Raw genomic sequence first — 23,063 nt, forward strand, 5'->3', positions numbered from 1 at the left:
CGGCCCGTCCGGGCGTTCGCTACTTTTGCACCGTGGACAACAAGAACGCCCTGCGCGCCGGCGCCCTGGCCGCCGGTACGACGCTGATGATGCTGCTCATGTCGTCTCCCGCGCTCGCGCTCACGCGTGACGACGGCGACGACCCCGGCTCTGGCCTGAGTGTCATCCAGACGCTGGGTCTCTACGTCTTCGCCCCGCTGGTGATCTTCGGTGTGATCGCGGGCCTGGTGGTCGCCCTCGACAAGTCGAAGAAGGAGCACCGGGTGCTGAAGCCCAAGCCCTCCTCCGCGGTCGCGAAGGCCGACGCGAAGGTCTGACGACACCCCCGCGAGGCCGCCCGGCCGCCGCGGTGCCCGCCGACACCGGCGGCCCGCTGACGGCGTCCGCACAGGCGTCGGCCCGTGCCCCGTACGAGCAACTGCCGTACGGGGCACGGGCCGACGCCTGTCGCCGTTCGGCCCCGGCCCCGTCCTCGGCCCTGTACGACGAAGCCGCCCGGTCGCTGCGACCGGGCGGCCTCCTCCTGCCGTTCGCGGGGTTACGCCCGCGGTGCCGCCGCGTCCGCGGCCTGGGCGCGCAGGGCGCGCTCCACGCCGGAGCGGGACTCCGAGACCAGGCGGCGCAGCGCGGCGCCCGGTTCGGCGGAGGCCAGCCACGCGTCCGTGCGGTCCAGGGTGTCCTGCGAGACCTGGATGCCCGGGTACAGGCCGACCGCGATCTGCTGGGCCATCTCGTGCGAGCGCGAGTCCCACACGCTCTTCAGCACCTCGAAGTACCTGTCGGTGTACGAGGCCAGCAGCTCGCGCTGGTCCGTCTCGACGAAGCCCCCGATGACCGCCTCCTGCACGGCGTTGGGCAGCTTGTCCGACTCGACGACCGACGCCCAGGCCTCGGCCTTGGCCTCCGCCGTCGGGCGGGCCGCGCGGGCGGTCGCCGCGTGGCGCTCGCCGGCCGCGGTGCGGTCGCGCTCGTACTCGCTCGCGATCTCCGCCTCGTCGAAGCGGCCGACCGCGGCGAGGCGCAGCACGAACGCCCAGCGCAGCTCGGTGTCGACGGCCAGGCCCTCCACGGTCTGCGAGCCGTCGAGCAGCGCTTCGAGCAGGTCGAGCTGCTCGGGCGTGCGAGCCGTGGCGCTGAACGCCCGCGCCCACGCGAGCTGGTGGTCGCTGCCGGCGTCGGCGGCGCGCAGGTGCGCGAGCGTCGCGTCGGTCCAGCGGGTCAGCAGCGCCTCACGGGCGGACGGGTCCGCGTAGAGGTCGATCGCGAGCTTGACCTGGCGGTGCAGCGACTGCACGACACCGATGTCGGACTCCTTGCCGATGCCCGACAGCACCAGCGACAGGTAGTCGCGGGTGGGCAGTTCGGCGTCCCGGGTCATGTCCCACGCCGACGCCCAGCACAGGGCGCGCGGCAGGGAGGACTCGAAGTCGCCCAGGTGCTCGGTGACGAACGCGAGGGACTGCTCGTCGAGGCGGACCTTCGCGTACGAGAGGTCGTCGTCGTTGAGCAGGATCACGTCGGGACGGCGGCGGCCCAGGAGCTGCGGGACCGGGGTGAGTTCACCGTCGACGTCGAGCTCGACGCGCTCGTCGCGCACCAGCTTGCCGCTGTCCGGGTCCAGGTCGTAGAGGCCGACCGCGATGCGGTGCGGGCGCAGCGTCGGCTCGCCCTTCGCGCCGGCGGGCAGCGCGGGGGCCTCCTGGCGGATCGCGAACGAGGTGACGGTGCCGTCCTCGGCGGTCTCGATCTCCGGGCGCAGGACGTTGATGCCGGCCGTCTCCAGCCACTGCTTCGACCAGTTCTTCAGGTCGCGCCCGGAGGTCTCCTCCAGCGCGCTCAGCAGGTCGGAGAGGCGAGTGTTGCCGAACGCGTGCCGCTTGAAGTACGCCTGCACACCGGCGAAGAACTCGTCCTGGCCGACGTAGGCGACGAGCTGCTTGAGGACGGAGGCGCCCTTGGCGTACGTGATGCCGTCGAAGTTGACCAGGACGTCGTCGAGGTCGTTGATCTCCGCCATGATCGGGTGGGTGGACGGCAGTTGGTCCTGCCGGTAGGCCCACGTCTTCATGGAGTTGGCGAACGTCGTCCACGAGTGCTGCCAGCGGCTGTCCGGCGCGTACGCCTGGCAGGCGATCGACGTGTACGTGGCGAACGACTCGTTCAGCCACAGGTCGTTCCACCACTCCATGGTCACGAGGTCGCCGAACCACATGTGGGCCAGCTCGTGCAGGATGGTCTCGGCGCGCAGCTCGTACGACGCGTCGGTCACCTTGGAGCGGAAGACGTACTGGTCGCGGATGGTGACCGCGCCCGCGTTCTCCATGGCGCCCGCGTTGAACTCGGGCACGAAGAGCTGGTCGTACTTCTTGAACGGGTACGCGTGGTCGAACTTCTCCTCGAACCAGTCGAAGCCCTGGCGCGTCACCTCGAAGATGGCGTCGGAGTCCAGGAACTCGGCGAGCGAGGGGCGGCAGTAGATGCCGAGCGGGACGGACCGGCCGTCCTTCTCGTACACGCTGTGCACGCTGTGGTACGGGCCGACGATCAGGGCCGTGATGTACGACGAGATCCGCGGCGTCGGCTCGAAGGTCCAGACGTCGTCCTTCGGCTCCGGCGTCGGCGAGTTCGAGATCACGGTCCAGCCCGAGGGGGCCTTCACCGTGAACTGGAACGTGGCCTTGAGGTCGGGCTGCTCGAAGGAGGCGAAGACGCGGCGGGCGTCCGGCACCTCGAACTGCGTGTACAGATAAGCCTGCTGGTCGACCGGGTCGACGAACCGGTGCAGACCCTCGCCGGTGTTGGTGTACGCGCAGTCCGCGACGACCCGCAGCACGTTCGGGCCGTCGAGCAGGCCGGCGAGCGCGATCCGGGAGTCCTTGAAGACGGCGTCCGGGTCGAGCGCGTCCCCGTTGAGGGTCACCTCGTGGACGGTGGGGGCGACCAGGTCGACGAAGGACTCGGTGCCGCCCTCCGCGACGTTGAAGCGCACCGTGGTGACGGACCGGTAGGTCCCTCCCTCCTGCGCTCCGGAGAGGTCGAGATCGATCTCGTACGAGTCAACGGTGAGCAGCTTCGCCCGCTGCCGCGCCTCTTCGCGAGTCAGGTTTGTGCCAGGCACGCGGTCATCTCCTCGTTATGTGTGGGTTGCGCCATCCTTCCACGCGACGCGCACGGCGCGCGATGCCGATGTCCGCGCCGGTGGGCGGCCCGGTCCGGGTACGACGACGGGCGGGGCGGGAGGGCCGGGGAACCGGCCGTCCCGCCCCGCCCGGGGGCCGTCGCGGAGGGCGTCAGCCGCGCAGCTCGGCGGCGACCAGCTCCGCGATCTGCACGGCGTTCAGCGCCGCGCCCTTGCGGAGGTTGTCGTTGGAGACGAACAGCGCGAGGCCGTTGTCGACCGTCTCGTCGGCCCGGATGCGGCCCACGAAGGACGGGTCCTTGCCGGCCGCCTGGAGCGGGGTCGGGATGTCGGTCACCTCGACGCCCGGCGCGTCGGCGAGCAGCTCGGCGGCGCGCTCCGGGCTGAGCGGGCGCTCGAAGCGGGCGTTGACCTGGAGGGAGTGGCCGGAGAAGACCGGTACGCGCACGCAGGTGCCGGAGACCTTCAGGCCGGGGATCTCCAGGATCTTGCGCGACTCGTTGCGGAGCTTCTGCTCCTCGTCGGTCTCGTTGAGGCCGTCGTCCACGATGCTGCCCGCCAGCGGCAGGACGTTGAAGGCGATGGGGCGCTTGTAGACGCCGGGCTCCGGGAAGTCGACCGCGCCGCCGTCGTGGGTCAGCCTGTCGGCGTCGGCGACGACCTTCTGCGCCTGTCCGTGCAGCTCGGCGACGCCCGCGAGGCCCGAGCCGGAGACCGCCTGGTAGGTCGCGACGACCAGGGCGGCGAGGCCCGCCTCGCGGTGCAGGGGGGCGAGAACCGGCATCGCGGCCATCGTGGTGCAGTTCGGGTTGGCGATGATGCCCTTGGGGCGGTCCGCGATCGCGTGCGGGTTCACCTCGGACACCACCAGCGGCACGTCGGGGTCGCGGCGCCAGGCCGAGGAGTTGTCGATCACGACCGGACCCTGGGCGGCGACCTTCTCCGCGAGCGCCTTGGACGTGGCGCCGCCCGCGGAGAACAGCACGATGTCGAGGCCCGTGTAGTCGGCCGTCGACGCGTCCTCCACCGTCACGCCGTCGAGGACCGTCCCCGTGGAGCGTGCCGAGGCGAACAGGCGCAGCTCGTCGAGGGGGAAGTCCCGTTCCACCAGGATCCTGCGCATGACCGTGCCGACCTGCCCGGTGGCTCCGACGATTCCGACCCTCACAGCGACTCCTTCGTGTGGCAGTTGCGCCCTCTGCCCGGCCTTCCGCGTGGCCGGGGCGTTTCCATCATGCGTCTCACCAGGGCGTGCGTGTCCAATCCTTTGCCCGCGCGACGGGGCGTACGGGCGTGCGGTCCCCCCGTCCGGTACCGGGCCGGGCGGACGTGCGCCGTCCGCGCCCCGGTGCGGATGTTGCGCCGGGAACGGGCCGTGCGCCGCAAGCCGTGCGCGGGCGGCCCACGGCGCACAGGCGTTCCTGCGGCGCGCGCCCCGCGGCCGGACCGCGCCGGGGCGCCCCGGTCCGGCCGCGGCCGGCTCCCGCGCCCGTACCGGTGTGACGTACGACTCGCCCGCGCCGGTCTCCCGCGCCGGGGCGGAGTCCCGCCGCCCCGCGCCCGCGCTGCCGTAGCGTCTGCCCATGCGACAGGAGTTGAGAGTGGCCGCGTACGCCGTGTGCGTACAGGACGAACGGATACTGCTGGCCCGCTGGGTCGCCCGCGACGGCACCCGGCGCTGGACACTTCCCGGCGGCGGCATGGACCACGGCGAGGACCCCTACGACACCGTCGTCCGCGAGGTCGACGAGGAGACCGGCTACACCGTCGAGCCGGTCGCCCTGCTCGGCCTCGACACGAACCGGCGGATCGCCGAGCGCCGCATGGGCCGTGCGAGCACCGACCTCCAGGGCCTGCGGATCGTGTACGAGGGCCGGATCACCGGGGGCGAACTGCGCTTCGAGGTCGACGGCTCGACGGACATGGCGGCCTGGCACCCGCTCGGCGAGGTGGCCGCGCTCGAACGCGTCGACCTCGTCGACGTGGGCCTGCGGCTGTGGCGCGAGCGGCCCGCGGTGGGCCGCGCGGCGGACACCAAGGACTGACGGGGCGGGGCCGGCCGTTCCCCCGGCGGGCGGCCCCGCGGCCCCGCGTGAACCCCACCCCTACCCCGCGACATGAACACGGAGTGACCGCCCTCCGCACGTCCGGGAGCGGTCCGAGGACGCGGAGGGTGGCCCAAGATCCACGTACGGTGATCGGTGTTGCGCGTTGCCGTCTCGTTCACGCGCAGGCCATTCCCGGTGCCAAGCATCCGGTAGGAGCGTCCGGTCCGCCCAGGCGGCCGGCCGCCGCCCACTGCCGACGCGTCCGCACTCGGGGAGACCGCGCCATGCCGCGCATACGCTCTGTAGTCACTTCCGTCACCACGACCGCCGCCCACGCCGCCGAAGCGGCCCGGGGAGTCGACCGCCGTACCGTCCTCGCCGCCGCCGGTGCCGTGTCCCTGACCGCCGGCGTCGGCTACGCCCTGCGGCCCACCGACAGCGAGGCGGCGACCGCCGCGCCCGCCGCCTCCGGGGTCCCCGCCGCCTCCCGCACGACCGCCGCGGCGGCACCGGCCGCGCCGCTCGCCCCGTACACCGGCGGCACCACCCTCGCCACGGTCGCCACCCCGGGCTCCGGGTCCGGCTACCGGCGGCTCGGCGACGGGCCGGGCTGGCGCCGCGTGGTGCGCGACGACCTCGCCGCCGCCACGTCCGGCCGCGCCGACCGGCGCCGGACCCTCGCCGCGTTCGTGCAGGTCACCGACCTGCACCTGATGGACACCCAGCACCCGATGCGCCTGGAGTACCTGCGCTCGACCGACCCGCACGCCTGGCGCCCCCAGGAGGCGCTGACCGTGCACGGCGCGATCTCGCTCGTCGAGCGGATCAACTCGCTGCGGGGCGCCCCCGTCACCGGCGCCCCGCTCGACTTCGTCATGACCACCGGCGACAACACCGACAACAACGCGAAGACCGAGCTCGAATGGTTCATGAAGATCATGAGCGGCGGCCGGTTCAGCCCCGACTCCGGTGCCGCCGGCCGCTACGAGGGGGTCCAGAACAGCGGACTCGCCCAGTACTGGCAGGCCGACGCCGCCCTGCGGGACGCCGACAAGCAGCGCGGCTTCCCGCGCATCGAGGGCTTCCTGGCGGCCGCGATCCGCGAGGTGCGCAGCCCCGGCCTCGACCTGCCCTGGTACTCCACGGTCGGCAACCACGACGCGATGCCGCTGGGCTGCTACGGGCACGGCGACCCGTACCTGGCCGAGTACGCCGTCGGCGACCGGAAGCTGATGACGCTGTCCGCCGCGGAGGCGAAGAAGCTCCAGAAGGCCCTCAAGACGGCGGCCGACCCGGCCGGTGCCGGCTTCCGCGACATGCTCCGGGCGCACACCCGCGCCATGCGGCCCGTCACCCCGGACGAACGGCGCGCGCCGTACACGCCGGCCGACTACCTGCGCGCCCACCTCGACACCGCGTACACCGGCGCGGGACCGACCGGCCACGGCTACACCGCCGCGAACCTCGACGAGGGCACGCAGTACTACGCCTTCCGGATCTCCGACGACGTGCTCGGCGTCAGCCTCGACACCACCGACCCGGGCGGCTTCTACGAAGGGTCCGTCGGCGCCGCCCAGTTGAGCTGGCTCGACACCACCCTGGCCGCGCACCGCGACGAGCACGTGGTGGTGTTCAGCCACCACACGAGCAGGACGATGACCAACACCCGTACGGATCCCGCCCGTCCGCACGAGAAGCGGCACGGCGGCGACGACCTGCTCGCGCTGCTCGGCCGGCACGCCCATGTCGTCGCCTGGGTGAACGGGCACATCCACCGCAACGACATCACCCCGCACAGGACGTCCGGCGGCCACACGTTCTGGGAGATCTCCACGGCCTCCCACGTCGACCACCCCCAACTCGCCCGCGTGATCGAGCTGGTGGACAACGCCGACGGCACGCTCTCCGTGCTCACCACCCTCGTCGAGTCGGCGGCACCGCACCGCACCGACTTCGCGGACCTGTCCCAGCCCGGACTCGCCGCCCTCTACCGCGAGTTCGCCGTCAACGCGGCGGGAGCCAGCACGGCACTGGGCGGCCACGCGGCCGACCGCAACACCGAGTTGCTGCTGAAGAAGGCGTGACCGACCACGCCGGGGCGGGAGTTGCCGGGACGCGAGGAGGGGCCGGCGGGTGCCCCGGCGGCCCCGCGGCCCCTCCTCCCCCTCCCCGCCGGTCGTGGCGCTGCCCCGGCCGGCGCACTACCGGGGCAGCACCACGACGTACGCGGCCGGATCGCGGTCGCCCGCCGCCATCAGGGCGGTGCGGACCACGGCCGCCTGCTGCTCGACCGCCTCGCGCAGCTTGTGGGGCGTGATGTGCACGACGGTGATGCCGAGACGTTCCAGCGTCTCGCGCTTGCGGGCGTACTCCGCCCACAGGGCGTCCTCGTCCTGGCGGGGCGCCCGGGTGTCCAGCTCGACGGCCACCCCCTCCTCGGGCCAGTAGGCGTCGAGCCCCCCGAGGTGGGGGCCGCCGGGCAGCCGCAGGTCCACGTTCCACACCGGGTCCGGCAGTCCGAAGTCCCGCACCATCCGGTACAGCCGGTCCTCGGCGACGCCGCGCCCCTCCGCGAGCAGCGCGTCCACGGCGTCCACCACGTGCGGCAGGCCGAGCAGCCGCGCCTGCGTCAACTCCCTTACGACGGCCGCCGGTTCGCAGTGGCCGTCGCGGACCGCCTCGGTCAGCAGGCGGCGCACCCGGTCCGGGTCGGTCATCTCGGCCACCGTGTCCGCGACGGCCCGTGCCGCCGGGGCGACCGGGAGACCGGCGACGTACTGCGGCAGGGGCAGCGCGGGGGTGCGCAGGAGGCGGGCGCAGCCGGTGGAGCGCAGCCGCCGCGAGCGGGGGACCAGGACGTCGATCCGCTCCACGCCGAACAGCGCGGGCCCCTCGGTGAAGCCGTGCAGGGTCAGCGCGGCCGGTCCGGTGACCACGGCCTCCGTGTACACCGGGCGGTGCGGCGACTCCGCCCCCGGCTGGGCCGGCACCCCGGGCCCCTTGCCCCCGCGCGGTCCCCGCCCCGCGTACAGCAGCACCGCGTGCAGCCGCTCCTCCGTGGTGGGCGGCCCCGCGTGCAGCATGACGACGCCCGGCAGCACCTGCTGCCAGGGCCCGCCCGGCCGGCACCGCTCGTTGGTCTCGGCCGACGACACCCCGTGGGCGCGGAGCTGAGCGGTCGTCAGGACCCGGCGCTGGGCGTCGCAGAGGTGGCGCAGGGGGCGGGGGGAGAGCGGGGTGTTGTTCTTCATGTCCGGGGATTTCCCGCGTCCGATCCGTCCTTTAACCCCTGTTACACGTCTGTCGGAAAACCAGGACACTCTCGCACTAAAGGGTTCGAGTCCGGCTGCCGAAAAGCCCTGGTCCGTTCGGGGGTTACGGGTGGGATTTTCTGCATTGCGTAACGGTCGCGGAGAGTCGGGCCGGGGGCGGAGGTCCGGCGGACCGTCCGGCGACGGGCGCCCGGAAACGGCCGTGCCCTCCCCGGCCGGGCGGCCGGGGAGGGCACGGGTGGTCGCGGCGGGCGTCAGCGCGTCGTCGCCGCCGCGTCGCAGTCCTGCGCGCGCAGGGCGCGGGCCAGGTCGTCGCGTGCCTCCAGGACCAGGCGGCGCAGGGCGGGGGCCGCGTCCTCGTGGGCCGTCAGCCACGCGTCGGTCGCGTCCAGGGTGGCCTGCGAGTCCTGGAGCGCGGGGAACAGGCCCCGCACCACGTCCATGCCGATCTGGATCGACCGCTCGTCCCACACCCGCGCGATCGCCGCGAAGTACTTCCCCGCGTACGGGGCGAGCAGGTCCCGCTGCGAGGACCGCTCGAAGCCCGCGATCGTCGCCTCGACCAGCGCGTTGGACAGCGCGTCCGACTCGACGACCTGTGCCCACGCCTGCGCCTTCACGGCCGCGGACGGCCGGGCGGCCAGGCAGCGGACCTGGTGGCGCTTGCCGGTGGCCGTGTCGTCGCGGGCCAGTTCGGCGTCGAGCGCCGCCTCGTCGGCCTCGCCGTGCGCGGTGAGCTGCTCCAGGAACGTCCAGCGCAGCTCCTGGTCGACCTCCAGGCCGTCGATCCGGGCCGTGCCGTCCAGCAGACCCCGCAGCAGTTGCAGGTCGGCGGGGGCGGCGGCGACCGAGGCGAGGAAGCGGGCCCAGGCCAGCTGCTGCCCGCTGCCCGGCTCCGCCCGCCGCAGTTCGGCGACCGCGCCCTCGGCGAGCAGCCGCCCGCCCGTCCCGCGCCAGTCGGGCGCCGCGTAGTGGACGAGCGCGGTGCCCGACCACGCGTGCAGCATCTGGAGCACGCCGATGTCCGACTCGCGGCCCGCGTACCGCAGCACCAGGTCGACGAAGTCCCGCGCGGGCAGCAGCGCGTCCCGCGTCATGTTCCACAGCGCCGACCAGGCGAGGGCCCGCGCGAGCGGGTCGGTGAGGTCGCCGAGGTGGGCGCGCAGCGTGTCGAGGGAGGTCTCGTCGAACCGGATCTTGCAGTACGTGAGGTCGTCGTCGTTGACCAGGACCAGCTCGGGCGCCTCGGCCCCGGCCAGCTCGGTCACCACCGTGCGCGGCCCGTCGACGTCGGCCTCGGCGCGCGCGTACCGCTCCAGGGCGCCCTCGGGCGTGCGCCGGTACAGGCCCACCGCGACGCGGTGCGGGCGCAGTTCGGGGTGCGAGGGGGCGGCCTCCTGGAGCACGGCCAGCTCGGTGATCCTGCCGTCGGCGCTCAACAGGGTCTGCGGCGTGAGGGAGTTGACGCCGGCCGTCTGGAGCCAGGCGCGCGCCCAGCCGGCCATGTCCCGGCCGCTGGTCTCCTCCAGCACCGAGAGCAGGTCGCCCAGGCGGGTGTTGCCGTACGCGTTGCGCTTGAAGTAGCGGCGGGCGCCTTCGAGGAACGCGTCCTGGCCGACGTACGCGACGAGCTGCTTGAGGACGGAGGCGCCCTTGGCGTACGTGATGCCGTCGAAGTTGAGCTTGGCGTCCTGGAGGTCGCGGATGTCGGCCGTGATCGGGTGCGTGGAGGGCAGCTGGTCCGCGCGGTACGCCCACGCCTTGCGGCGGTTGGCGAAGGTGATCCAGGCGTCCTTGAAGCGGGTCGCGCCGACGTTGGCGAACGTGCCCATGAAGTCGGCGAAGGACTCCTTCAGCCACAGGTCGTCCCACCACACCATGGTGACCAGGTCGCCGAACCACATGTGGGCCATCTCGTGCAGGATCACGTTGGCGCGGCCCTCGTACGAGGTCTGCGTGACCTTGCCGCGGAAGATGAACTCCTCGCGGAACGTGACCAGTCCGGGGTTTTCCATGGCACCGAGGTTGTACTCGGGCACGAAGGCCTGGTCGTACTTGCCGAACGGGTACGGGTAGTCGAAGTGGTCGTGGAAGAAGTCCAGGCCCTGCTTCGTCACCAGGAACACGTCGTCGGCGTCGAAGTGCGGGGCGAGACCCTTGCGGCACATGGCGCCGAGCGGGATCTCCAGCTTCGAACCGTCCGCGAACACACGGCTGTAGGAGTCCGTGACGTAGTGGTACGGGCCGGCGAGGACCGACGTGATGTACGTGGAGATCGGCTTGGTCTCCGCGAACCGCCAGACGCCGTCCGTGAGTTCACCCACGCCGTTGCTCCACGCCGTCCAGCCCTCGGGGGCGCGCACCTCGAAGCGGAACGGCGCCTTGAGGTCGGGCTGCTCGAAGTTGGCGAAGACGCGCCGCGAGTCGGCGGGCTCGTACTGGGTGTACAGGTACACCTCGCCGTCCTCCGGGTCGACGAAGCGGTGCATGCCCTCGCCGGTGCGGGAGTAGGCGCACTGCGCGTCCACCACGAGCTCGTTGTCGGCGGCGAGGTCCTCCAGCAGGATCCGCGTGCCGTCGAAGACCGCGCCGGGGTCCAGGTCCCGCCCGTTCAGGGAGACGCTCGTGACGGCCGGCGCGATCAGGTCGGCGAAGCTGGACGCGCCGGGCTCGGCGCAGCGGAACCGCAGCGTGGTCACCGAACGGAAGGTCCGGGGGCCCTCCTCCGGTGCGTCGCCGACCCCCGACCGCAGGTCGAGGGACACCTCGTACCCCTCGACGGACAGCAGGGCGGCCCGCTCCCGGGCCTCGTCGCGGGTCAGATTCTCACCGGGCACCGGCTGCACTCCCTCAGGTTCTCTTCGCTACGTTCGTCGGGCGTGCCGACCCCTGCCGGACACGCTGGAACAGCACCGATCCTGCCATGTGCTCCTGTCGCGGCACACGGGGAATGGCACGGGCCCGGATCGGTGTTGCCCGGACACGGGCTTCAGGCGAGCCCGTGCCGTAGCGCGGTACCCGGTATTCCACCGCTTTTCCGAGGAGAGCCATGTCCGAGAGCGCGACCACGTCCGCGAGGACCCCCGTCGACTTCTGGTTCGATCCGCTGTGCCCCTGGGCGTGGATGACGTCCCGCTGGGTCCTCGAAGTGGAGAAGGTTCGGGACATCGAGGTGCACTGGCACATCATGAGCCTCGCCGTCCTCAACGAGCCCCGTCTGGACGAGCTGCCCGACAAGTACAAGGAGATGATGACGACCACCGCGTGGGCGCCCGTCCGCGTGGTCACCGCGGCCTGGCAGAAGCACGGCGCGGACGTCCTCGGCCCGCTGTACACGGCCCTCGGCACCCGCTTCCACAACGAGGGCGAGGGCCCGACCCGCGAGGGCATCGCCGCCGCCCTCGCCGAGGTGGGCCTGCCGGCCGACCTGATCGAGTACGCGGACCAGGAGGACTTCGAGTTCGACGCCGAGCTGCGCGCCTCCCACAAGGAGGGCATCGACAAGGTCGGCCAGGACGTCGGTACCCCGGTCATCGCGGTGCCCGGCCCCGACGGCGAGCAGATCGCCTTCTTCGGCCCGGTCGTCACCCCCGCCCCCAAGGGCGAGCAGGCGGCCCGGCTGTGGGACGGCACCGTGGCGGTCGCCTCGGTCCCCGGCTTCTACGAGCTGAAGCGCTCGCGCACGGTGGGCCCGGACTTCAGCAACCTGTAGGCCCTCCTGCGCGAAGTCGCCTCCTACGCGGAGTCGTCCTTCTTCGGGAAGCTGCCGCCGTCACGCCAGTCGGACCACCACTGGAAGCGGCGGCAGCCGTCCCGCAGGCAGCGCCGGAACCCGCCGGGGCGGGGGTTCCCGTGTGCGGTGCGGACGTGCTCCTCCTCGTCCGGGCCGAGCCGCCCGAAGTCCTGCATTCCTCGGCAATTCGGACACCATACGTACAGGGTGACCACCTCCGGGTGGGAACGGGGGCGCCGGACGCGCGGACCCGCGCCCGCCGGTGCGCAGAGCCTAGGGGCCGACGGACCGTCAGGAAGCCAAGAGCGCGCGGTCCGCGGGCGAATTGGCGAAACCCCACAGACGGCCCCCGCGCCGCCCGGCGTGCGGAAGCACTCGCCGCCCAAGTGACCGGCGTCACGCGCCAGGGGGTGTACTCCCCGGGGTTTGTCGGGAGTCCACCACGGCGGTGATCCACCCTTTGTCGAGCGCAGACGGTGATCGGCTCCAGGGCGCTGGGATAGCGTCGCCGTGTCCCGCACTGCCCTCACCTCCGGGGAGCCCCCATGAGCACGACTGCCGCAGCACCCGCCCGCCCCGGTCAGGTCCTCGCCGACCTGCTCCCCGCGTCCCGTGTCCGTGACGTCGCGCTCGTGCTCGGCGGTGCCGCGCTGGTGGGCGTCGCCGCGCAGATCTCGCTCCCCGTGCCCGGCTCCCCGGTCCCCGTCACCGGCCAGACCTTCGCCGCGCTGCTCGTCGGCACCGCGCTCGGCACCCGCCGCGGCTTCCTCTCCCTCGCCCTGTACGCGCTGGCCGGCGTCGCCGGGGTGCCGTGGTTCGCGGGCGGCGGCTCCGGTGCGGGCGCCCCCTCCTTCGGCTACGTCCTCGGCATGCTGCTCGCCTCCGCCGCCGTCGGCGCGCTGGCCCGCCGCGGCGCCGACCGCTCGGTGCTGCGCACCGCCGGGACGATGCTGCTCGGCGAGGCGATCATCTACGCCGTCGGCGTCCCCTACCTGGCTTTCGCCACCGGGATGTCCGCCTCCGCCGCCGTCGCGGCCGGCCTCACGCCGTTCCTGCTCGGTGACGCGCTCAAGGCCGCCCTCGCGATGGGCGTGCTGCCCACCGCGTGGAAGCTCGCCAAGGACTGACGTCCGGCGACACCGTTCGAGAAGGGGCGCCCGCCTGCCGGGCGCCCCTTCCGCGTTTCCGGACCGGTCAGCCCGCGGGCCGTCCCGCCAGCCTGCGCTGCGACCACCAGAGGCCGCCCGCCCCCACCGCGAGCAGGGCCGCGCCTGCCGCGCCCCACGGCAGCACGTCGTCGCCCACACCGGTCTTCGGCAGGGTCGTGTCACCGGCGGGCGCGACCGGCTTGTTGTCGGTGCCGAGCAGCAGCGGGGTGGCCGGCGCGTTCGGTGACGGGTTCGTCGTGCCGAAGGGGACCGGGCCCTGCTGCCAGTAGGTCTTCTTCCCGTCGGCCGTCTGCACCGGGAGGCAGATCTTCCCGGTCTTTCCCAGGTCGAACGTGGCGTCCACGGAATAGGACTTCGACGCACCCGCCTTCAGACTTCCGACCGCGCAGCTGAACGCACTGTTCGAACCCGGCGGGAGATCCTTTTTCGCCAGTGCGGAACAGCCCTGCACGTCCTTGACCACGAGTCCGTCGAATCCGACCACGAGAAGGCGGAGACCGCCGCTTTCCTTGGTCCCCCCGTTCTTCACCGTCGCGGTGATTTCTGTCTTTTTCGAACTGTTGTCGACCGAGATTTTCTCGGGCAGTGTGGTGGTCGTCCGCACGCCCGCCGGTGCCTCGTCGACGGCCTTTCCCCCCTTGCTGCTCGCGGGTCCCTGATCGTCCGCACCGGCGGTGAACGGAAGGATCATCACCACCGAGAAGGCTCCTGCGACCAGTGATCCCGTGATGGTCGTCGTACGACGAGCAATCATGTTCGTCCCCCTTGGCTGCGCCTGAATTCGCAGTACTTGAAGAGGTACCACAAGATTTCTCCGCACTATGCTGGTACCGCACGAAGTGTGACCATTGTGTTCCGGGCGGGGCGGTCGTCAGGGGGGTGCGGCGGATTGCCGGGAAAAGCGAGTGGCGGCGGGATTCCAGGGTTACTGGTGACGGGGCGGTACAGGCTGGCCGAAAGTATCGGCCAGGGGGGAATGGGGCGGGTGTGGCGAGCGGTCGACGAAATTCTCGACCGGCCGGTCGCGGTCAAGGAAATGCGCATCGGCGGCGTGGACGCCGAGGACTCCCGCACCCGCCGTGAACGCACCCTGCGCGAGGCCCGCGCCACCGCGCGCATCGACCACCCCAACGTCGTGCGCGTGTACGACGTGGTGGACGAGGGCGAGCACCTGTGGATCGTGATGGAGCTGGTGGCCGGGCGGTCCCTGGAGCAGATCGTCGCCGAGGACGGCCCGATCGGTCCGGCGGAGGCCGCCCGGGTGGGCCTCGGGCTCGTGGACGCGCTGCGCGAGGTGCACGCGGGCGGTGTCCTGCACCGCGACATCAAGCCGGGCAACGTCCTCGTGGAGACCGTCCGGCGCCGGGTCGTCCTCACGGACTTCGGCATCGCGGCCATCCAGGACACCAAGGCGCTCACGATGGTCGGCATGCTCGTCGGCTCGCCCGACTACATGGCCCCCGAGCGCATCTCCGGCCGGCATCAGGGGCCGCCGTCCGACGTCTGGTCCCTCGGCGCGACCCTCTGCGCCGCCCTGGACGGCCGCTCGCCGTTCTCCCGCGCCACCACCCTGGCGACCCTGCACGCGGTCCTCTACGAGGAGCCCCGACTGCCGCCGAGCGCGGGCCCGTTGACGCGGATCCTGGGCGCGCTGCTGGAGAAGGAACCCGAGGTGCGGCCCGGCCTCGCGGAGGTGGCGGAGGCGTTGCGCCCGGTCGCGTACCCGTCGCCCACACCGACCCTGCCGGCGGCCGGAGGCATGCAGCCGGCGGAGGGTCCGCCGGGGTGGGGAACCGCCGTGCCACCGGGCCGGGCGACCACCCCTGGGTCGACCTCGGCTCCGGGGCCGGGTCCAGGTCCGGGTCCGACCCCGACGGCGACTCCGGGTCCGGCTGCGGATCCGGCCCCGACCCCGGCCGCGAGGGCGACTCCGGGTCCGGTGCCGGATCAGGCCCCGGCACTCGCGCCAACTCCCAGCCCGGAAGCGGGGCTTGACCCGTCACCCGGTGAGCCGGAGGTAGCGGAGCCGACCCCCGCACCGGCGGAGCCCGCGCGTGAGCCCGAAGCGGAGGGATCGCCCGGCCCCGGCTCCGGCCTCGGCCCCGGCCTCGAACCCGAACCCGCCCCTGACCTCGATCCCGATGCCGAGCCCGATCCCGGGTCCGGGCCCCGGCCCGCGCCGTCCGGCTCCGCAGGGGAGGCGCTCCGGGGCGCGGCGTCCGGCCGTCTCGCCGAGGAGGCCGCCCTTCCGCGGCCGGCCGATGCTGCCGGGCCCTCCCCGGCCGGGGTGCCCGCCGAGGCCCCGGCGGGCGAGCGCCCGCCCACCGGGGAACGCTCGGTGGCTTCCCCGCGCCCGCGGCCCACCGGTGCCCCGGACGGGACGCCCCCGGAGGCCCGGAAGCCCGAGCGGCCCCCCACGGCCGACGCCCCCGACACCCCTGACGTCCCCGGCGCCCCCGGCGAACCCGGCGTCCCCGGCGAACCCTCGGACGCCGTCCCCACCGGCACGCAGGTCCTGGGCAGGGGCGGACCGCCTCCCCCCGTTCCCGACGCGGCGGCGACCCCCGTGTCCCTGGTCCGGCCCGCCGACCCGCGCACCGCCGCCCCGCCGGCCGTGCCCCGCTCCGCCCGGCCCTCCCGGAGCCCCGACTCCGCGCCCGCCTCCGGCGGTTCCGCGCGTCCGGGGGTCTCCCTGAACCGTGCGCACGCGCCCACCGAGGTGCAGCCCACCCCCGGACCCGGCGGGGGCGCCGCCCCGCACCCCGCCCCGCACCCCGCGCCGGACGCCGGGGTGGTGACGCCGTCCGGCGTCCCGCCGACGCCTCCCGGCGAGCTCCCCGGTCCCGCCGTACCGGCCGGGCGCCCGCGCCGCGCGCGCCGTGCGGGCCTGCTGGCGGGGGCGGCGGTCGCCGTCGCGGGCGCGGTCGTGGCGGCCGTCCTCCTCGCCGACGGCGGAACGGGCGGTGGCGGCGACGACGCGACCGCGGCGGGCGGGGCGGCCTCCGCCTCCGTGTCCGGGTCCGCGTCGAGCGGCCCGCCGTCCTCCGGGGCCACCTCCTCGCCGTCGCCCTCCGCGTCGTCCACCGTGGCCGGCACCGCGCGCCCCGAGAGCCTGCCGCCGGGCGCGCACCGGGAGGCCGGCGGCTACGCGTGGGCGCCCCCGGCGGGCTGGCGGCGGGACGTGAAGACCGGTGCCGAGGTGCACTACACGTCGCCGGACGGCCGGCAGGAACTGGTCGCCAAGTCCGCGCTGGCCCGCGGCGACCTGTTCGAGTCCTGGCAGACCTCCGAGCAGAACGCGCACCAGGGCACCGACTACCGCAAGATCCGCCTGGAGCGGACGACGTTCCGGGGGTATCCCGCGGTCGTGTGGGAGTACACGTTCACGCTTCAGGGTGTTCCCTGGCACGCGCGGCTGCTCGGGTTCGACGCCAGGGGCACGTCGTTCCAGGTCAACACCTGGTACCAGCCGGCCGTCGCCGACCAGGCGGTGCGGACCTACCACCGGGTCAGGGACGGTTTCACGGTGCTGTGAGGACACGGGCGGCGCCCGGCCGGGACGCGGGGGAGGGGGCGTCCCCCGGCACTGCCGCCGGGATTCCCTCGTGTCACACTCGGAGCATGCGCGTGTATCTCGGCTCGGACCATGCCGGCTTCGAACTCAAGAACCACCTCGTCGAGTGGCTGAAGGAGGCGGGGCACGAGCCCGTCGACTGCGGACCCCACATCTTCGACGCCCAGGACGACTACCCGCCCTTCTGCCTGCGCGCCGCCGAGCGCACCGTCGCGGACCCCGGCTCGCTGGGCATCGTGATCGGCGGTTCCGGCAACGGCGAGCAGATCGCGGCGAACAAGGTCAAGGGCGTCCGCGCGGCGCTGGCCTGGAGCGAGGAGACCGCCTCGCTGGGCCGCCAGCACAACAACGCGAACGTCGTCGCCGTCGGTGCGCGCATGCACAGCACCGAGGAGGCCACGAAGTTCGTCGAGACCTTCGTCAACACGCCCTTCTCCGGCGACGAGCGCCACCAGCGCCGCATCGACATGCTGCTCGGCTACGAGGCCACCGGCGACCTGCCGCCCGTACCGGCGCACCACCCCCAGCAGTAGCAGGCGGCCCGTCGGCCCCGCACGGTCCGCCGTGCGGGGCCGCGGCCGGAGCCGGTCGAGGAAGGAAGCACGTACCGTGCCGGAAGGGCACACGATCCACCGCCTGGCACAGGACTGCGCGGCCCGCTTCGGCGGCGCCCCCGTGCGCGTCGGCAGTCCCCAGGGCCGGTTCGCCGACTCCGCCGCCCTGCTCGACGGCGCGCTCCTGCGCACCGCCGACGCGCACGGCAAGCACCTCTTCCTCGGCTTCGGCGCCGCCGCGTCGGGCGACTGGGTCCACATCCACCTCGGCCTCTTCGGCAAGGTGAACTTCGGTGCCGTGCCCGCCCCGGCGCCCGCCCCGACCGTGCGGCTGCGCCTGGAGAACGACACGGCCCACATGGACCTGCGCGGTCCCACCGCGTGCGCGCTGGTCAACGACGCCGAGAAGGACGCGATACACGCGCGCCTCGGCCCCGACCCGCTGCGCGCGGACGCCGATCCGGACGCCGCGTTCCGGCGGATCTCCCGGAGCCGTACGAGCGTCGCGGCGCTGCTGATGGACCAGAAGGTCGTCGCGGGCGTCGGCAACGTCTACCGGGCCGAGGTGCTGTTCCGGCACGGCATCGACCCGCGGCGTCCGGGCCGGGACCTCGACCGGGCCGAGTGGGACGCGATCTGGGCCGACCTCGTGGACCTCATGCGCGAGGGCGTGCGCAACAACCGCATCGACACCGTCCGCCCCGAGCACACCCCCGAGGCGATGGCCCGCCCGCCGCGCGTCGACGACCACGGCGGCGAGGTCTACGTGTACCGCAGGGCGGGCCGCCCCTGTCACCTGTGCGGCGGCGAGATCCGCACCGCCGAACTGGCCGCCCGCAACCTCTTCTGGTGCCCGGCCTGCCAGCGGACCTGACGGCCCGCCCGCCGGACCGTTCCTAGAACCCGTGCGACAGCCACGGCGCGGACACCGTGCCGAAGGCCGTCGACGCCTCCGCCACCGCACCCGGCCGCAGTTCCCGCACCCGCCCGGCCGCCGCCAGCGCGTCCAGCGGTACCCCGCCCAGGTAGACGGCGCCCAACTCCCGTGCCGACAGGGCGAGATCGGCACGGTCCGCGGTGCGCGAGCACACCGCGCCCTTCGCGTCGCCGGTCAGCCGCCAACGCCCTTGGTTCCAGGGGCAGAAGGCGTCCTCGACCTCCAGCACGACGTCCACGGGCGCCTGGTAGGTACGGGCCTCCAGCGCCGCGCCCAGCTCGACGAGCCGCACGTACAGGGAGTCCCGCGACTGCACCTGGCAGCGCCGGATGTCCGACACCTGGTACTGCCAGGCCTCGTCCACCGGACGCCCGCGCGCGGTCAGCCGCGACGTCAGGTCGATCCCGAACAGGAACCGCCACAGGGCCGCCCCGGAGGCGGGGTCGAGCGCGTCCAGGTCCTGGAGGACCACCTCGCCCGCGGGTCCGCCGCGCTCCCAGGCGGGCTTGACGCGGAAGCGCGCGTACCCGGTGACCTCGCCGTCGAGGCGCGCCACCACGCACTGGAGCGGCGACGCCCCCTTGCGGTCGCTCTCCGCGTCGAGCAGCGCGAGCCGCTCCCAGCCGGGCCGCCGGGCCGTCATGCCCGCCCGGCGGGGCACCAGCCGCGCGTAGACCGCCTCGCACGCGTCCAGGACGTCCGCCGCGTCCGCGTACCGCACCTGTACGTCGTCCGTCCCCGCCGGCACGGACAGACGGACGAGACGGGTGTCGATCTCCGCGCTGACGTGGAAGGTCGCGGCGCCGTAGCCGAACCGTCCGTAGATCGCCGGTTCCGACGCCGTCAGCACCGCCAGCGGTTCGCCCCAGGACCGGACGTCGTCGAGCTGCCGCCGCATCATCGACGTGAGGATCCCGCGCCGCCGGTGCGTCGCGGCCACCGAGACCATCGTGATCCCCGCCGCGGCCACCTGCGCGCCGCCCGGCACGGTCAGCCGGAAGTCGAAGGCGCCCGCCGTGCCCACGCAGGCGTCGCCCTCCCAACTGCCCAGTGTGCGGCCGAAGTCGGTGAGTTCACGCCACAGCTCGCGCTCCTCGGGAGCCTCCGCGACCCCGCCGAACGCCCGCAGCACGCTCCCGTACCAGACGTCCCATTCCTCCGGTCGTGGTGCCCGCAGTTCGATCCCGAGGTCAGTAGTCATGTCCCCATCCCTACCAGCGCCGTCCACAAGGAGCGAGACAATTTCGGCCGGGTGGCAGCGCGGCGGCGTTCCTTCAAGTTCACTGTGAAGTCGAGCCTCGGAGGGAGGACAAGTGGGACCTCCCGTGCCAAGCAGCCGGTCCGATGGATAGGGTCCCGAACTAATGGCAGCAGGACGAGAGCGGCGATCGGAAGCCGAGACGTTCACGGCCCGGTGGAAGATGCGGTGGCACCGGGCCCGCATCGCCGTGCGCCGAGCCGCCGTGGACTACTTCCGCGGCGACGGCTCGGACTGGATCGCACTGGTCGGACTGTTCCTCACCGTGCCCGTGATCGCGGCCGTCACACTCGCCAACTCCGTCTGGTGCTCACCGGCCGCGCTGGTCCTGCCGATCGTCGCCGGCGGGCTGCTGCTGCGCCCCGCGAGCCTGCTCGGCCTGTACGCGGCGGCGGCCACCGCCCTGATCGTCGAGTCGGTACGGCTGGGCCCCTACACCGAGGGCCCGTCCAGGGTCACCCCCGGCGTCGTCCTCGTCGTCGCCGCCTGCGGCTTCTTCGGGCTGCTCATCGCCCAGTTCCGCAGCCGGGTCGGCGTGCCCTGGCGGCGCGGCGGCACCATGCTGTTCGACCTGCGCGAACGCATCCGCGTGCAGAGCAAGTTGCCGAAGCTGCCCCAGGGCTGGCACCGCGAGATGGCGCTGCGCCCGGCCGGCGGCCAGTCCTTCTCCGGCGACTTCGTGGTCGCGGCCCGCACCAACAACGGGCGCACCATGGAGGTCGTGCTGACCGACGTGTCCGGCAAGGGCATGGACGCCGGCTCCCGCGCGCTGCTGCTGTCCGGGGCGTTCGGCGGCCTGCTCGGCTCGCTGCCCCCGCATGCCTTCCTGCCCGCCGCCAACGGCTACCTGCTGCGCCAGGACTGGGACGAGGGCTTCGCGACGTCGATCCACCTCGTCCTCGACCTGGAGTCCGGCGACTACGAGCTGTACTCGGCCGGACATCCGCCGGGCCTCCAGCTCAGCGCGGGCAGCGGACGCTGGGAGGAGAAGTCCGCCGACGGCCCGCTGCTCGGCGTGTACGACGGCGCCCAGTTCCACTCGGTGAAGGGCACCCTGCGCCCCGGCGACGTGCTGATGCTGTTCACCGACGGCCTGGTGGAGACCTCCGACCGGGACATCGCCGAGGGCATCGACCGGCTGACCGGCGAGGCCGACCGCTACGTCGCGGGCGGCTTCCACGGCGCCGCCTGGCACCTCATCGAGGCGGTCGCCAAGGACGTCAACGACGACCGGGCACTGCTCCTGGTCTGCCGCGAGGGCCCCACGGCCCAGGCGCTGCGCTGACCCCGGCCCTCGACGAGGGGCGCCCCCGGTCCCGTACGCGGTCGCCCGGCACGGGAACGGGGGCGCTGCTCCCGGGTCAGGCCCCGGCGCCGGCGGACGACTCCGCCCGCTCCCGGGCGGCGGGCGCCTCCACGGCGACGGCGGTGGGGGCGGTACCGGCGCCGCGGGCGGCCGGGCGCCCCTGGTCCCGCTTGAAGGCCCAGTCCATCCGCGGCTCCATCACGCACCGGAAGACCTTCCGCACCGGCGCCGTGCACAGCAGCGTGACGGCCGCGCCCGCGAGGACGGTCACCAGCAGTTCGCCGGCCGGGCGGTGCAGCCGGGCGTGGTCGAACCAGCCCGCGTAGTCGGCCCCCTTGATCAGGAAACCGTGCAGCAGGTAGCCGTAGAGCGTGCCGGCGCCCAGTGACGTGAACCACGTCCGGCGGCCGGGCACCCACGAGTAGAAGCAGGCGGTCAGCACCAGCGAGCACCCGAACAGGGCGAGGACCATGACCGGCCCCACCCAGCTGGGTGCGCCCAACTCCCGTGCGGAGTCCCGGTGGTAGAACCACGCGGCGTTCATCCGGGGCACGGCCCACCAGGCCGTGACGAGGGCGGCGGCGAACACCGGCCCCGCCGCGGCGCGCACCCGGCGGCTGCGCACCGCCCGGAAGTGCTCCGGCTTCAGGCACAGGCCGAGCACGAAGTAGGGCAGGAACTGGAGCACGCGCTGGAGGTCGAGGTCGTCACCGATGCTCGGCGACAGGGTCGCGAGCATCGCGACGACCAGCGCGAGAGGCAGCGGCCACCGCACGGTCCTCCACAGCGGGGTGGTCAGCCGCCAGATGAACAGCGCGGCGAGGAACCAGGTCAGGAACCAGGGGTCGAGAAGGCTGATCTCCTGGTCGGGGGAGTCGAACACCCAGCGCTTGAACAGCGGGTAGGCCGTCTCGAACACGATGTACGGCACGGCGACACCGGTGATCAGCCGCTTGATCTTGTCCGGGCGCATCTCGAAGTTCCGGGAGAAGAAGCCCGAGATGACGATGAACGCCGGCATGTGGAGCGCGTACACGACCATGTACACGGCTTCGAGGACGCGGTGGCCGCTCTTGAGGGGCTCCCAGGAGTGCCCCATGGCGACGAGCACGATCGCCAGGTACTTGGCGTTGTCGAAGAACGCGTCGCGCTGTCTGCCGGGAGGCGGGGCCGACGGGGCGGCCGGCGGGGCGGCGGCCCCGGGCGCTCCGGGCTCCGGCCGCCGCGCGGCCGGGAGGGGAGTTCTGCTGTGGTCGTGCGGCCGCGGCGAATGTGTCACAGGCCCTCCCGCCGAGAACGGGGGAAGGGCGACCGGGACCTCGCCGCGTGAGCGGGGGACGAGGCAGCGTGGAACATTTGAGGCACCTTAGCGGCGCCGACCGATTCCGTAAAACTCCGCCCGCTATTCGTTCCGGGGATTCCCGTGCTTCACGCATTCACAGAAACCGGTGTACCCGTCCGACTCCAACACACCCTTCACCTAAGCCCAGTTTGACCGTTTTGGTCCCGTTATGGTGTGCCCCGAAGGGGGCGGCCGGGTGGGAGGCGGGGGTACCCGTCCCGGCGTTCGGTCCGAATTCGAATTAGCTGGGCGCGAGTTGTGTGGACACGGCAACGGTCGTGTTCAATTTCCGCCCCGCACAACCCTGTTGGAATCCTGTGTGCGACCGCCCGCGGACCCGCGCGTGAACGTGCGCCCGCGTGCGCCCGGCTCGCGTCCGACCGTACGTACCGGGTGGAAGTGGACTTCCGTGGCGGACGATGCGTCAGCAGCCGCATACCCGGGGCCGGTTGGTGGCACGATGGTCCCTGGCGGGGGTGTGGGGTTGGCACCCCCGAACCGGGAGAGTGGACCGATCGAGGGTGTGATCAGTTGTGGCCATTTCGCTGTCAGTGGTGCTGCTGTTGGCGATCATCCTGGTGGTGTTGATCCGGGGCGGGTCGATCAAGGCGGGCCCCGCCATCGTCGCGATCCTCTTCGGCTTCTTCCTGGCCTCGACCGGGATGGCGCCGTCCATCAACCGATTCCTCAACTCGATAGCGGACACCATCAACTCGATCAGCTTCTGACCG

18 protein-coding genes are annotated in these 23,063 nt (G+C 73.2%); 10 read left to right on the forward strand and 8 right to left on the reverse strand.

Going from position 1 to position 23,063, the window contains the following annotated elements; genetic code table 11:
* Window positions 1-32: 32 nt before the first annotated feature.
* Window positions 33-317: a hypothetical protein gene (locus ACFZA0_RS01655; protein ID WP_391009527.1), complete on the forward strand. Its 285-nt coding sequence runs from the start codon at window positions 33-35 to the stop codon at window positions 315-317.
* A gap of 221 nt (window positions 318-538) precedes the next feature.
* On the opposite strand, the gene pepN (ACFZA0_RS01660) is transcribed toward ACFZA0_RS01655, so the two are convergent.
* The gene (gene pepN, locus ACFZA0_RS01660; RefSeq protein ID WP_391009530.1) at window positions 539-3,118 is read right to left on the reverse strand and encodes an aminopeptidase N; all 2,580 of its coding nucleotides are present in this window, start codon (window positions 3,116-3,118) and stop codon (window positions 539-541) included.
* 172 nt (window positions 3,119-3,290) lie between these two features.
* Window positions 3,291-4,307, reverse strand: coding sequence for an aspartate-semialdehyde dehydrogenase (locus tag ACFZA0_RS01665; protein WP_391009533.1), 1,017 nt, complete (start codon window positions 4,305-4,307; stop codon window positions 3,291-3,293).
* 415 nt (window positions 4,308-4,722) lie between these two features.
* Between ACFZA0_RS01665 and ACFZA0_RS01670 the strand changes: the two genes are divergently transcribed.
* The gene (locus ACFZA0_RS01670; protein WP_391009535.1) at window positions 4,723-5,184 is read left to right on the forward strand and encodes an NUDIX domain-containing protein; all 462 of its coding nucleotides are present in this window, start codon (window positions 4,723-4,725) and stop codon (window positions 5,182-5,184) included.
* A 287-nt stretch (window positions 5,185-5,471) separates the two neighbouring features.
* Window positions 5,472-7,271, forward strand: a complete 1,800-nt coding sequence (locus tag ACFZA0_RS01675; RefSeq protein ID WP_391009538.1) for a TIGR03767 family metallophosphoesterase — start codon at window positions 5,472-5,474, stop codon at window positions 7,269-7,271.
* 117 nt (window positions 7,272-7,388) lie between these two features.
* On the opposite strand, the gene ACFZA0_RS01680 is transcribed toward ACFZA0_RS01675, so the two are convergent.
* Together ACFZA0_RS01680 and pepN (ACFZA0_RS01685) are read right to left on the reverse strand one after the other, a co-directional pair.
* Window positions 7,389-8,438 carry a hypothetical protein gene (locus ACFZA0_RS01680; RefSeq protein ID WP_391009541.1) on the reverse strand — a complete coding sequence of 350 codons (1,050 nt, stop codon included), beginning with the start codon at window positions 8,436-8,438 and terminating at the stop codon, window positions 7,389-7,391.
* Window positions 8,439-8,713: 275 nt separating this feature from the next.
* Window positions 8,714-11,296: an aminopeptidase N gene (gene pepN, locus ACFZA0_RS01685; RefSeq protein WP_391009544.1), complete on the reverse strand. Its 2,583-nt coding sequence runs from the start codon at window positions 11,294-11,296 to the stop codon at window positions 8,714-8,716.
* A 212-nt stretch (window positions 11,297-11,508) separates the two neighbouring features.
* Between pepN (ACFZA0_RS01685) and ACFZA0_RS01690 the strand changes: the two genes are divergently transcribed.
* Window positions 11,509-12,171, forward strand: a complete 663-nt coding sequence (locus ACFZA0_RS01690) for a DsbA family protein (protein WP_391009548.1) — start codon at window positions 11,509-11,511, stop codon at window positions 12,169-12,171.
* A gap of 23 nt (window positions 12,172-12,194) precedes the next feature.
* Here ACFZA0_RS01690 and ACFZA0_RS01695 read toward each other — a convergent pair whose 3' ends face one another.
* Window positions 12,195-12,368 (reverse strand): hypothetical protein, encoded by a 174-nt coding sequence (locus tag ACFZA0_RS01695; protein WP_391009551.1) that lies wholly within the window; start codon window positions 12,366-12,368, stop codon window positions 12,195-12,197.
* A gap of 369 nt (window positions 12,369-12,737) precedes the next feature.
* Here ACFZA0_RS01695 and ACFZA0_RS01700 point away from each other — a divergent pair, with 369 nt between their 5' ends.
* Window positions 12,738-13,319, forward strand: coding sequence for a biotin transporter BioY (locus tag ACFZA0_RS01700; RefSeq protein WP_391009554.1), 582 nt, complete (start codon window positions 12,738-12,740; stop codon window positions 13,317-13,319).
* Between the two features lie 67 nt (window positions 13,320-13,386).
* Here the strand turns inward: ACFZA0_RS01700 and ACFZA0_RS01705 are convergent, their stop codons facing one another.
* Window positions 13,387-14,115, reverse strand: a complete 729-nt coding sequence (locus ACFZA0_RS01705) for an LPXTG cell wall anchor domain-containing protein (RefSeq protein WP_391009557.1) — start codon at window positions 14,113-14,115, stop codon at window positions 13,387-13,389.
* A 222-nt stretch (window positions 14,116-14,337) separates the two neighbouring features.
* Between ACFZA0_RS01705 and ACFZA0_RS01710 the strand changes: the two genes are divergently transcribed.
* The 3 genes from ACFZA0_RS01710 (at window position 14,338) to ACFZA0_RS01720 (ending at window position 18,363) form a co-directional block, all read left to right on the forward strand.
* Window positions 14,338-16,896, forward strand: a complete 2,559-nt coding sequence (locus ACFZA0_RS01710) for a protein kinase (RefSeq protein WP_391009560.1) — start codon at window positions 14,338-14,340, stop codon at window positions 16,894-16,896.
* Between the two features lie 86 nt (window positions 16,897-16,982).
* The gene (locus tag ACFZA0_RS01715) at window positions 16,983-17,468 is read left to right on the forward strand and encodes a ribose-5-phosphate isomerase (RefSeq protein WP_391009564.1); all 486 of its coding nucleotides are present in this window, start codon (window positions 16,983-16,985) and stop codon (window positions 17,466-17,468) included.
* Between the two features lie 76 nt (window positions 17,469-17,544).
* On the forward strand, window positions 17,545-18,363 hold the full coding sequence (locus ACFZA0_RS01720; protein ID WP_391009567.1) for a DNA-formamidopyrimidine glycosylase family protein: 819 nt from the start codon (window positions 17,545-17,547) through the stop codon (window positions 18,361-18,363).
* A gap of 22 nt (window positions 18,364-18,385) precedes the next feature.
* Here the strand turns inward: ACFZA0_RS01720 and ACFZA0_RS01725 are convergent, their stop codons facing one another.
* Complete coding sequence (locus tag ACFZA0_RS01725; protein ID WP_391009570.1) at window positions 18,386-19,627, reverse strand: GNAT family N-acetyltransferase; 1,242 nt, start codon at window positions 19,625-19,627, stop codon at window positions 18,386-18,388.
* Window positions 19,628-19,790: 163 nt separating this feature from the next.
* Here ACFZA0_RS01725 and ACFZA0_RS01730 point away from each other — a divergent pair, with 163 nt between their 5' ends.
* Complete coding sequence (locus tag ACFZA0_RS01730; protein ID WP_391009573.1) at window positions 19,791-20,969, forward strand: SpoIIE family protein phosphatase; 1,179 nt, start codon at window positions 19,791-19,793, stop codon at window positions 20,967-20,969.
* Window positions 20,970-21,045: 76 nt separating this feature from the next.
* On the opposite strand, the gene ACFZA0_RS01735 is transcribed toward ACFZA0_RS01730, so the two are convergent.
* Complete coding sequence (locus ACFZA0_RS01735; protein WP_391009576.1) at window positions 21,046-22,269, reverse strand: acyltransferase family protein; 1,224 nt, start codon at window positions 22,267-22,269, stop codon at window positions 21,046-21,048.
* 596 nt (window positions 22,270-22,865) lie between these two features.
* Between ACFZA0_RS01735 and ACFZA0_RS01740 the strand changes: the two genes are divergently transcribed.
* Window positions 22,866-23,060: a hypothetical protein gene (locus ACFZA0_RS01740; RefSeq protein WP_031130848.1), complete on the forward strand. Its 195-nt coding sequence runs from the start codon at window positions 22,866-22,868 to the stop codon at window positions 23,058-23,060.
* The last annotated feature ends 3 nt before the right edge of the window (window positions 23,061-23,063 follow it).

Origin of the sequence: Streptomyces sp. NPDC008150, from assembly GCF_042956945.1 — a bacterium.
GTDB lineage: Bacteria > Actinomycetota > Actinomycetes > Streptomycetales > Streptomycetaceae > Streptomyces.

Coding starts and splice junctions, on each gene's coding strand:
- ACFZA0_RS01700 (WP_391009554.1), top strand. CDS start 12,738: ATGAGCACGACTGCCGCAGCACCCGCCCGCCCCGGTCAGGTCCTCGCC.
- ACFZA0_RS01680 (WP_391009541.1), bottom strand. CDS start 8,438: ATGAAGAACAACACCCCGCTCTCCCCCCGCCCCCTGCGCCACCTCTGC.
- ACFZA0_RS01705 (WP_391009557.1), bottom strand. CDS start 14,115: ATGATTGCTCGTCGTACGACGACCATCACGGGATCACTGGTCGCAGGA.
- ACFZA0_RS01695 (WP_391009551.1), bottom strand. CDS start 12,368: ATGCAGGACTTCGGGCGGCTCGGCCCGGACGAGGAGGAGCACGTCCGC.
- ACFZA0_RS01675 (WP_391009538.1), top strand. CDS start 5,472: ATGCCGCGCATACGCTCTGTAGTCACTTCCGTCACCACGACCGCCGCC.
- ACFZA0_RS01725 (WP_391009570.1), bottom strand. CDS start 19,627: ATGACTACTGACCTCGGGATCGAACTGCGGGCACCACGACCGGAGGAA.
- ACFZA0_RS01715 (WP_391009564.1), top strand. CDS start 16,983: ATGCGCGTGTATCTCGGCTCGGACCATGCCGGCTTCGAACTCAAGAAC.
- ACFZA0_RS01730 (WP_391009573.1), top strand. CDS start 19,791: ATGGCAGCAGGACGAGAGCGGCGATCGGAAGCCGAGACGTTCACGGCC.
- ACFZA0_RS01670 (WP_391009535.1), top strand. CDS start 4,723: ATGCGACAGGAGTTGAGAGTGGCCGCGTACGCCGTGTGCGTACAGGAC.
- ACFZA0_RS01710 (WP_391009560.1), top strand. CDS start 14,338: ATGGGGCGGGTGTGGCGAGCGGTCGACGAAATTCTCGACCGGCCGGTC.
- ACFZA0_RS01690 (WP_391009548.1), top strand. CDS start 11,509: ATGTCCGAGAGCGCGACCACGTCCGCGAGGACCCCCGTCGACTTCTGG.